The organism is Mesorhizobium sp. M1A.F.Ca.IN.020.03.2.1 (assembly GCF_004023205.1).
Lineage (GTDB): Bacteria > Pseudomonadota > Alphaproteobacteria > Rhizobiales > Rhizobiaceae > Mesorhizobium.
Window position 1 is genome coordinate 1 of sequence record NZ_RZSV01000207.1, and the last position, 9,899, is coordinate 9,899.

The window sequence follows — 9,899 nt, forward strand, 5'->3', positions numbered from 1 at the left end:
TGCCTTGGGGCGTGCCCCGCCGGCGGATCAGCCCTGGATCCGCAGCATGCAGGAAGAGGCCTTCGCCGCGGCTGGCGAAGCCGGCCGTCGCACGGCGATTTCGCTCGCCGACGACATCCTGACCAAGGGCAACAACGGCGACCAGTAGGCCGCAGCTTCGGCTTAATTTTCGGTAGGTTCCGTCGGCGCCGTGATCGAGGTCGGGTGCAGTTTCGGCGCCTGATTCTCGCCGGGGCAGTCGTCCTGGACCTTCGTCCAGGACGTGTTGTTGAGAACCATGTCGCAGCGGGCGAGGTGACTTTCGCCGGCAATGGTCAGGCAGGCCGTCTCACCGAGCTTGAACGATTTGCCGTTGGCAAGACACTCCGGGGCCGCGAGCGCCGGCGCGGCAAATGCCAGCGCAAGGCCGACCGGGCAAAGAACAAATCGGATCGCCATCGAACCCCGCAACAATCCCGCATCAGACACACGATTTGTGGCGACATCAGGGTTCGGCAAGAGTCCGCAAGCAGCGCCTTCAGGCCGGCTGCAAGCGCAGATCGATGGCCACTGGCACGTGGTCGGAAGGTTTTTCCCAGGCGCGGACGTGCTTTTCAACCGAGGCCGACGAGAAGCGGTTAGCGGCTTCGGGAGACAGCAACAGATGGTCGATGCGGATGCCGTTGTTCTTCTGCCAGGCGCCGGCCTGATAGTCCCAGAAAGTATAGACATCCGGCGAATCGGTCACGGCGCGCACGGCCTCCGTGAAGCCGAGATTCTTCAGGCGCCGGAAGGCCTGCCGCGTCTGAGGCTGGAATAGCGCGTCACTACGCCAGTTTTCGGGGAACCTGGCGTCGGCGGGCTCGGGGATGACGTTGTAGTCCCCGGCCAGCACCAGCGCTTCCTCGAGCCTCAGCCGCTCTTCCGCCCAGCGCTCCAGCCTCGCCATCCATGACAGCTTGTAGGAAAACTTCCGCTCGTCCTCGACTGGGTTGCCGTTCGGCAGATAGAGGGAGGCGACCCGCAGCGCGCCCTTATCGGTCGAGAAGACGCCTTCGATGAAGCGCGCGTGGTCGTCGGCATCGTCGCCAGGCAAACCGCGATTGACCTCGTCGAAGGGCAGCTTCGACAGGAGAGCGACGCCGTTGAAGCTCTTCTGCCCGTTGGTCTCGACATTATAGCCCAGCGCCTCGATCTCGGCGCGCGGGAACTGGTCGTCGACCGTCTTGATCTCCTGCAGGCACACGATGTCCGGCGCGCTCTCGGTCAGCCAGTGGGTGAGGTTGCCGATGCGGGCGCGAACGCCGTTGATGTTCCAGGTGACGATCTTCATGCGGACCTCAATGTTCTTCCGGCGCAAGGCGCTCGACGAGGCCGATCGTATTGCCTGCCGGATCCTTTAGAAAGGCCATCCATTCGCTTTCCCCCGCCGGACCGAACCGGCCCTCGGTGTCGCGATGGACCAGCGCCGGCGACGCGGTGAAAGGAACACCGGCGGCTTTCGCCTCAGCATGGAAGGCCTCGAGGCCGGCAATATCGAGATAGACGGTGCCGGGGGGCACGCCGTCGCCAAAAAACAGCCGCACGCCGCCCGCGATGATGAAGGCGATGCCCGGCGGATCGTAGCGCGCATGCACGCTCATGCCGAGCACATCGTGCCAGAAAGCCAGCGTTCTATCGAGATCGCGCCCGGCCGACAGCGCGACCTGACGGACCGCGCCGACCGTGGGCATGGCGGCCCGCTAGACGGAGAAGCTGGTGCCGCAGCCGCAGGAGGCGACGGCGTTCGGGTTTCGGATCTGGAAAGACTGACCCATAAGGTCATCGACGAAATCGATCACCGAGCCGCCCATATAGACCAGCGAGAGGTCGTCGATGAGGATCGTGGCGCCATACTTCTCGATGGCTACGTCGTCGTCGTTGCGACTGTCGACGAGATCGAACTTGTAGGAGAAGCCGGAGCAGCCGCCGCCTTCGACGGAAACGCGCAAGGCATTCTTGCCCGGCTCGCCAGCCAGAATCCTGGCGATCCGCTTCGCGGCCGCTTCGGTCATTTCGACCTTCATGGCAGTCTTGGCATCCGCGCCCATCGGCGTCACCTTGCTTTCGGTTTCCCATGATAGGTATGAAGCTGAGGGGGGCAAGTCAACTGGTGGGCGAATGGGCAAGGGTGCTCTCGGCGATATCGGTTTCGGCTACCGGCCGCGCGCCGTTTACGCGAGCGATCCGGCGCGCTCGCGCGGCCGCCTGTTCGATGAGCCGGAAAGCCCGACCCGCACGCCATTCCAGCGTGACCGCGACCGCATCATTCATTCCACCGCCTTCCGCCGGCTGAAGCACAAGACGCAGGTGTTCGTTGCGCATGAGGGCGATCACTACCGCACAAGGCTGACGCATTCGATCGAGGTGGCGCAGATTGCCCGCGCCCTGGCACGCGCGCTGCGCGTCGACGAGGATCTGGCGGAGGCAGTGGCCTTGGTGCACGATTTCGGTCACACGCCTTTCGGCCATACCGGCGAGGAGGCGCTGAACGAAAAGATGGCCGGCTGGGGCGGCTTCGATCACAACGCGCAGTCGCTGCGCGTCGTCACCCGGCTCGAGCGGCGCTACGCCGAGTTCGACGGGTTGAACCTCAGCTGGGAGACGCTGGAAGGGCTGGTCAAGCATAACGGGCCGCTTACCGATGCAAGCGGGAAGGGGCTCAAGGGCCCCGTGCCGCAGGCGATCCGCGACTATTCCGCGCTGCACGACCTCGAGCTCGACCGCTTCGCCGGCATCGAGGCGCAGTGCGCCGCGATCGCCGACGATATCGCCTACAACACGCATGACATCGACGACGGCCTGCGTGCCGGCCTGCTGACGCTGGACATGCTGGAAGGCATCGGCCTGCCGGGCTCGATCCTGAGTGGCGTGCGCGCCCGCTACCCGCAACTCGACGACGTTCGCACCGGCCACGAGCTGATGCGGCGGCAGATCACGCTGATGGTGGAGGATGTCATTGCTGCCGCTGCCGCCAATATCGAACGCCTCAAGCCGGACAGCGCCGATGCGGTGAGGGCGGCGGGTGAGACGATGGTCACCTTCTCGGCCGAAATGGCGGCAGCCGAAAAGGAGCTGAAGGCCTTTCTTTACAAGCATCTCTACCGGCATGCCGAAGTGATGCGCGTGCGGGCCGACGCCGAGCAGATCGTCCGCGACCTGTTCGATGTCTATTTCGCCGACCCGCGCGCCATGCCGGACGGCTGGCGCGAAGGGCTCGACAGGGCGCAGGATCGCATCAAGGCGCGCAGCGTCGCCGATTTCCTGGCCGGAATGACCGATACCTATGCGCTCAAGGAGCACAGGCGATTGTTTGACCATACGCCGGATTTGGGCTAGGGCGAGCCACGATTTTGTCGGCCAAGCAGCCGGTCCCTCTTAAAGCCCAGAGCATACCCGATGAATATCTTCGCCGATTTCAACGCGCGGATCGTAAAAGCCGTCGAAGCCCTTGATCTGAAGAACAAGGATGGCGGAGCGCTGGATCTGTCGCGCATCGCGGTCGAGCCGCCGCGCGACGCCAGTCATGGCGACCTTGCCACCAATGCGGCGATGGTGCTGGCAAAGCCCACCGGCCAGAACCCGCGCGCGCTGGCCGAGCAGCTGACCGCAGCGCTGCGCAGCGATGCCGACATCGCTTCCGCCGATGTTGCCGGCCCGGGCTTCGTCAATCTCCGGCTGAAGGACGGCTTCTGGCAAGCGCATTTGGCAGTGCTGCTCGGCGAGGGCCGCAACTATGGCCGCTCCAAGATAGGCGGCGGCCGCAAGGCCAACGTCGAGTATGTCTCGGCCAATCCGACCGGCCCGATGCATGTCGGCCATTGCCGGGGCGCCGTCGTCGGCGACACTTTAGCCAACCTGATGGCCTTCGCCGGCTACGACGTGACCAAGGAATATGTCATCAACGATGCCGGCTCGCAGATCGACGTGCTTGGACGCTCGACCATGCTGCGCTATCGCGAGGCGCTCGGCGAAGCAGTCGGCGAGATTCCGCCAGGCCTTTATCCAGGCGACTATCTGATACCCGTCGGGCAGGCGCTGGCCGAACAGTTCGGCCTCGGCCTGCTGGAGATGCCGGAAGACGAGGCGCTGGCGATCGTCAAGGATCGCACGGTCGACGCGATGATGGCGATGATCCGCGAGGATCTGGCGCTGCTCAACGTGCATCATGACGTGTTCTTCTCCGAACGCACGCTGCATGCCGACAACGCCAAGAAGATCCGCGCGGCAATCGCCGACCTGACGCTGAAGGGCCATATCTACAAGGGCAAGCTGCCGCCGCCGAAGGGCGAGAAGCCGGACGACTGGGAAGACCGCGAGCAGACGCTGTTCCGCTCGACCGCGGTCGGCGACGACATGGACCGGGCGCTGGTGAAGTCGGACGGCTCGTTCACCTATTTCGCCGCCGACGTCGCCTATCTCAAGGACAAGGTCGAGCGCGGCTTCGTCGATCTCATCTATGTGCTCGGCGCCGACCATGGCGGTTACGTCAAGCGGCTCGAAGCGCTGGCGCGCGCGGTCGCCGGCGACACGGTCAAGCTCACGGTCCTGCTCTGCCAACTGGTGAAGCTGTTCCGCGACGGCGAGCCGGTCCGGATGTCGAAGCGGTCAGGGGATTTCGTCACGCTGCGCGACGTGGTGGAGGAGGTCGGCCGCGACCCGATCCGCTTCATGATGCTCTACCGCAAGAATGATGCGCCGCTCGATTTCGACTTCGCCAAGGTCACCGAGCAGTCCAAGGACAATCCGGTGTTCTACGTGCAATACGGTTCCGCGCGCTGCCACTCGGTGTTCCGGCAGGCGAGCGAGCAATTGGGCGAAGCGAATTTCGACCGCGACCGGCTTGTGGCCTCGGTTGCGTCGCTGACGGACGAGGGCGAAATCGGCCTGATCCGGAAACTCGCTGAATATCCACGGCTAATCGAATCCGCGGCGCTTGCGCTGGAGCCGCACCGGCTGGCATTCTACCTCTACGATCTGGCGTCGAGCTTCCACGCACACTGGAATCGGGGCACCGACAACCCAGACTTACGTTTTGTTAAGGTTAACGACCCACAATTGACGTATGCCAGACTGGGGCTGGTGCAGGCTGTTTCGGATGTTTTGACCTCCGGCCTGACGCTGATAGGAGCTGATGCGCCTACCGAAATGCGTTAGGTTTGACTAAAAAGCCTGTCACCTTTTGCCCACATTGCGCTGGTAAGGGCCAACCCTGCGCGACGTCCATGGCGTCCGACTGTGTGCGAGTTCGGGAACAATAATGGCAGACAGAACCCAGCTGAAAGTAGCCGCAAGCAATCATATCGCCGACGACGATCCGTTCGCCGAACTGACCCGCATCATGGGTTTCGATCCGCGTCAACCGGTCAGGCCGCAGTCGCCGGCGGCCGCAAAGGCTGCGCCCGCGAACCAGGCTGCCGATGGGGCCGACTTCGACATCGACCTCGAAAAGGAGCTGATGGGCGACTTCGACATTGCCGAGGAAAGCGAGCCGGTGGCGCAGCAGGCTGCCCAGGCTGCGCCGGCTTACTGGGCTGCCACTCTCAGCGACGACGAGCTCGCCGCTTCTCTCGAACGGGATTTCGTCTTTGACGATGCGGCGGATCACGCCCATTTTGCCACGCCCGCTGTTGCCACGCCCCCAGCGCCGGACCCGGCCGCGGACACGGCATACGACGATGATTTCGAGAAGGCGGTCGCGCGTTCGTTGGAAGTCTCGCCCGTGCAGGACGAGCTTTCCGTCGACCAGGAAATGGCGGCCTCGCTGGATGAGGGCTTCTGGATCGACGACCAGCCTGACACGGACGAGAGCGCCGCCGCGGCCGCCGAGCCTGCGGCTGTCGAGCCTGCTGTCCTTGAGCCTGCGGACGAGACGGCGTTCGACGCCGATTTCGACACTGCGGTCCAGATGTCGCTCGAGGACGAGTTGGCCTTCGATGACCGTGATATTGAGCCCGAAGGCGCCGACGTGCAGCCGATCGAGGCTCACGCCGCTGTCGACCAGCCGATCGCCGCTGAAGACTACGAGAGTGGGTCCGATCAGGCCGAATTCGTTCGGGCCGCAGTTGATCAGGCCCATTTCGATCAGGCCCAATCTGATCAGGCCCAATTTGAGCAGGCGACGGCTGATATCGCCATGGATATCGATCAGCCGCAGCACCTGATCCTGGAGCAGGAACTGTCGGTCGATGACGAGCCATCGCCGGCTCTCGAGGCGCCTGTTGAGGCCGAGCATTTCGCCGCCGATCCCGAGCCCGCCTTCGATCCCCAACCCGATCACGGAGCTGTAGCCGATCAGGTCTTCGAAGACGATTTCGAGCTCAGCTTCCGTGACGCGCTTGCCGAGGAGCCGGAAGGCCCGGCTGTCGATCCTGAACCGGTCGCCGGTCACGAGGCTGCGGCTGAAGAGGTCTTCGGAGACGATTTCGAACTCAATTTCGACAACGTGCCGTCTGGGGAATCGGAAGCGCCGGCTGCCGAGCCCGTCGCCGCGGCGGAGCCGCCATTTGCCGAGCCTGCTCCTTCTGCATCGGCACCGGTTCCGCCGGTTGCGGCAGTCGACCCGGCTAAGCCGGCCGCAGGCGAGCGCAGCCTGGAAGACGAACTCAATGCGCTGCTTGGCGCCATGACGGCGCGGCCAATTCCGGTTGCGCCGGTCCCGGTTGCTCCTGTTCCGGCCGCCGCATCGGCACCGCGGTCGGTCGTTCAGCCGGCTGGCGACACCGACCAGAAGGCTGGCGTGGGCGATGAGCTCGATTGGGACCTCGACGCACGCAACGAGCCCGCCTACGGCACGCAGATCGCCCAGTCCGCCGATGCCGATCTCGATAGGCTGCTCGCCGGCGAACTCGACCGGCAGGGCTTCGAAGGCGCGGCTTCCGAACAGGATGCCGAACCCAGCATAGATTTCGATGACGAGGCTTTCGACGCCGCCTTCGCCAAGGGCATCGAGATGGACGCGCCTGTCGCGCCTGCCGAACCGCCAAAGTCGTGGAGCCGCGTGACCCCGGTCGCAGCGCCGGTGCACGCCTCTTATGCCACGCAGCCTGCGGCTACGGCGCCGCAAACCGCGGCCCCTGCCTACGAACCGGTGAAGGATTATTCCGCATACGCCAAGCCGGCGCCGCAGATGCCGACGCCTGCCTATCGTGCGGAGCCGGCGAAGGACTATGCCGGTTACGCCACGCCGGCCCCGGCGCCGCAGATGTCGGCGCCTGCCGATCGTGAGGAGCCGGCGAAGGACTATGCCGGTTACGCCACGCCGGCCCCGGCGCCGCAGATGTCGGCGCCTGCCTATCGTGAGGAGCCGGCGAGGGACTATTCCGCTTACGCCAAGCCAGCCGCGGCGCCGCAGTCTCGCCAGCAGGAGGAAATGCCCGATGTCGAGACGGTCGATGTGCCGGAGCGCGTGGTGGCGTTGGCCGACGACCTCGACATTCCGGAGCTCAGCTTCGAGGAGGATCAGCCTGCGGCGCCTGCCTATGACGATCTCGATGCCGAGTTTGCCGGCCTGCTTAGCGAGATGAACGCAACCGAGATCGCTCAGGCGCCTGTGCAGAGCCGGGGCTATGAGGACGACTCCCACAATGCCGGACTCAAGACCGGCTACGACCGCCGCGAGTTGCGGGCCGAGACGGCCGCTGCACCGGCGACCCTGTCCTATGCCGCAGCTGCAAGCCAATTCGATGCAGACGATTTGCCCGGCAGCCGGCCGGTCTCGCAGGCGGACGACTTCGCCGTCGACGAACTTGACTACGATCCTGAGCTCGACGAAGCGATGACTGTGCCCGGCTTTGCCGAGCGCGAAGCCGCGAAGCCGCGAAGCCGTGGCATGATGCTTGCCGCGCTCGTCGGCGCCGTTGTGGTCGCGGGCGGTCTCGGCGCTCTCGCCTTCTCCTTTGGCGGCAAGGGCGGCAGCGAAGCGCCCGTGATCGTGAAGGCGGACAATTCGCCGATCAAGGTCAAGCCGCAAAACCCGGGCGGCACCGTGGTGCCGAACCAGGACAACAAAGTCTATGACGCCGTGGCCAAGGGTGGGGCGGCCAAGCCCGCCGAACCGGCGCAGCAGAAACTGGTGACCAACACCGAGGAACCTATCGACGTGGCGTCGAAGGAACCGGCGCAGAGCCGGATCGTCGACCTTTCGCCTGACGACACCGACGCCGCGCCTGGCACCAACTCAGCCGGCAATGCGGCCGCGGCAGCGCCGGTTCCGGACACAGCAGCTCCGGCTGCAGCCGCGCCGGCACCGGCCGCAGCCGCGCCGGCACCGGCCGCAGCCGCGCCGGCACCGGCCGAAGCAGCGCCGGCTCCGGAAGCCGCAGCGCCGGCACCGGAGGCCGCAGCGCCCGCACCGGACGCAGCAGCGCCGGCTGACGCCCAGGCCGCCGCCCCCGCAACCCCACAGCAGGCCGCTCCGGCGCCGAAATCGGAAGACCGCATCGCCCAGGTTCTGCAGGAGGCAGACAAGGGGACCAACAACGATGTCGTCGCCGTGGCGCCGCGCAAGGTGAAGACCATGATGGTGAAGCCTGACGGCTCGCTGGTTCCGCGCCAGGATCCGGCTCCCGCGCCGCAGGTCGCGGCAACCGAACCGACCGATCCGGCGCCGCAGCACGTCGCTTCCGCCGGGCAGGGCGATGCCCAGCCGACAGGCGCCGTCACGCCGGCAACCGATCAGGCTGCCGACCAGGGCGGTGGTGACCAAAGCGCTGCCGCCGCGGTGAAGCTAGCCGCCGCGGCGAAGACCGAAGCCAGGGTCCAGTCCGCCAACACGCCGGCGAAGGTGCCGGTGGCGCCGCCGCGTCCGTCCGATCAGCCGGTCGATATCGTCGGCGAGGTCAAGCCCGACCAGGTCGCCTCCATCGATCCGGCGGCGGCAGGCGGCGGCTCGTGGTCGATGCAGATCGCTTCGCAGCCGACGGTTGAAAGCGCCCAGTCCACCTACCAGGACCTGCAGCGCCGTTACGGAAGTGTGCTCGCCGGACGCACAGCCAACATCGTCAAGGCGCAGATCGCCGGCAAGGGCACTTTCTACCGAGTCCGGGTCCCGGCCCAGTCGCGCAACGACGCGATCAATCTGTGCACCAACTACAAGGCGGCCGGCGGCACCTGCTTCGTGTCGCGCTGATCATTTACCACCGTTCAGAGCCGGCGTCGCCGCGAGGCCGCGCCGGCTTTTTCGTTGTGGACGGCTGTCGTCATTCATGCGGCACCGGTCAGGGGTGATTCCCCTTTGGTTCGCAAAATCTTAGAGCGGTTCAGCGCCGGCAGAATCACCGAACCCGCATAACTCCTTGTTTTTACGGAATTCCGGACGCAAAACCGTTACACACTTTTCCTGGAATTGCTCTAAGCTTCGATCCATGACCGAATCAAAATCCATGATCCTCGGCTGCGCCGGGAAATCCCTCACTGAAGATGAAATCCGCTTCTACGGCGACGAGCGTCCTTGGGGCTTCATCCTGTTCGCGCGCAATGTCGGCGAGACCGAGCAGATCCGCGACCTGGTCGCCTCGATGCGCGAGAGCGTCGGACGCCCGGATGCCCCGGTCTTCATCGACCAGGAGGGCGGCAGGGTGCAGCGCCTGCGACCGCCGCTGGCGCCGAACTATCCTGCAGGCGGAGCGCTCGGCGCGCTTTGGCGCGACGATCGCGAGGCCGGCCGCCGTGCCGCGTGGCTGCTCGCGCGGCTTCACGCCTTCGATCTGCTGCGCCACGGCATCACCGCCGACTGCCTGCCGGTGCTCGACGTGCCCATTGCGGGCGCCAGCGATGTCATCGGCGCGCGCGCCTATGGTATGGAACCAAATGCCGTGATCGAGCTTGGCCGGGCTTCGGCCGAGGGCCTGATGTCGGGTGGCGTCCTGCCGGTCATGAAG

Annotated in this window: 8 protein-coding genes and 1 pseudogene; 5 read left to right on the forward strand and 4 right to left on the reverse strand. The window is 65.5% G+C overall.

Translation table 11 applies throughout. The features are described 5' to 3' along the window. Window positions 1-148 (forward strand): annotated as a pseudogene (locus EOA79_RS33755) (sel1 repeat family protein); the annotation flags it as partial. A gap of 14 nt (window positions 149-162) precedes the next feature. Here EOA79_RS33755 and EOA79_RS25150 read toward each other — a convergent pair. The 4 genes from EOA79_RS25150 to erpA form a co-directional block, all read right to left on the reverse strand. After that, window positions 163-438 carry a hypothetical protein gene (locus EOA79_RS25150; protein WP_066999955.1) on the reverse strand — a complete coding sequence of 92 codons (276 nt, stop codon included), beginning with the start codon at window positions 436-438 and terminating at the stop codon, window positions 163-165. Between the two features lie 79 nt (window positions 439-517). Continuing rightward, complete coding sequence (gene xth, locus EOA79_RS25155; RefSeq protein ID WP_095825616.1) at window positions 518-1,312, reverse strand: exodeoxyribonuclease III; 795 nt, start codon at window positions 1,310-1,312, stop codon at window positions 518-520. A 7-nt stretch (window positions 1,313-1,319) separates the two neighbouring features. Then, window positions 1,320-1,712, reverse strand: coding sequence for a VOC family protein (locus EOA79_RS25160; RefSeq protein ID WP_095778431.1), 393 nt, complete (start codon window positions 1,710-1,712; stop codon window positions 1,320-1,322). A gap of 9 nt (window positions 1,713-1,721) precedes the next feature. Further along, window positions 1,722-2,069 carry an iron-sulfur cluster insertion protein ErpA gene (gene erpA, locus EOA79_RS25165; protein WP_095825615.1) on the reverse strand — a complete coding sequence of 116 codons (348 nt, stop codon included), beginning with the start codon at window positions 2,067-2,069 and terminating at the stop codon, window positions 1,722-1,724. A 70-nt stretch (window positions 2,070-2,139) separates the two neighbouring features. Here erpA and EOA79_RS25170 point away from each other — a divergent pair, with 70 nt between their 5' ends. From EOA79_RS25170 to EOA79_RS25185, 4 genes are all read left to right on the forward strand, one after another. Continuing rightward, on the forward strand, window positions 2,140-3,357 hold the full coding sequence (locus EOA79_RS25170) for a deoxyguanosinetriphosphate triphosphohydrolase (RefSeq protein WP_095825614.1): 1,218 nt from the start codon (window positions 2,140-2,142) through the stop codon (window positions 3,355-3,357). A 60-nt stretch (window positions 3,358-3,417) separates the two neighbouring features. Continuing rightward, complete coding sequence (gene argS, locus EOA79_RS25175) at window positions 3,418-5,175, forward strand: arginine--tRNA ligase (RefSeq protein ID WP_127335551.1); 1,758 nt, start codon at window positions 3,418-3,420, stop codon at window positions 5,173-5,175. A 103-nt stretch (window positions 5,176-5,278) separates the two neighbouring features. Beyond that, window positions 5,279-9,148, forward strand: coding sequence for an SPOR domain-containing protein (locus tag EOA79_RS25180; protein WP_127335552.1), 3,870 nt, complete (start codon window positions 5,279-5,281; stop codon window positions 9,146-9,148). 235 nt (window positions 9,149-9,383) lie between these two features. Continuing rightward, window positions 9,384-9,899, forward strand: a 516-nt coding sequence (locus tag EOA79_RS25185; RefSeq protein ID WP_164893942.1) for a glycoside hydrolase family 3 N-terminal domain-containing protein, incomplete at its 3' end; no start/stop codon positions are given.

What these genes read in the sequence shown, in the direction of transcription:
- EOA79_RS25150 (WP_066999955.1), bottom strand. Translation starts at nt 438, where the DNA reads ATGGCGATCCGATTTGTTCTTTGCCCGGTCGGCCTTGCGCTGGCATTT.
- xth (WP_095825616.1), bottom strand. Translation starts at nt 1,312, where the DNA reads ATGAAGATCGTCACCTGGAACATCAACGGCGTTCGCGCCCGCATCGGC.
- EOA79_RS25160 (WP_095778431.1), bottom strand. Translation starts at nt 1,712, where the DNA reads ATGCCCACGGTCGGCGCGGTCCGTCAGGTCGCGCTGTCGGCCGGGCGC.
- erpA (WP_095825615.1), bottom strand. Translation starts at nt 2,069, where the DNA reads ATGGGCGCGGATGCCAAGACTGCCATGAAGGTCGAAATGACCGAAGCG.
- EOA79_RS25170 (WP_095825614.1), top strand. Translation starts at nt 2,140, where the DNA reads ATGGGCAAGGGTGCTCTCGGCGATATCGGTTTCGGCTACCGGCCGCGC.
- argS (WP_127335551.1), top strand. Translation starts at nt 3,418, where the DNA reads ATGAATATCTTCGCCGATTTCAACGCGCGGATCGTAAAAGCCGTCGAA.
- EOA79_RS25180 (WP_127335552.1), top strand. Translation starts at nt 5,279, where the DNA reads ATGGCAGACAGAACCCAGCTGAAAGTAGCCGCAAGCAATCATATCGCC.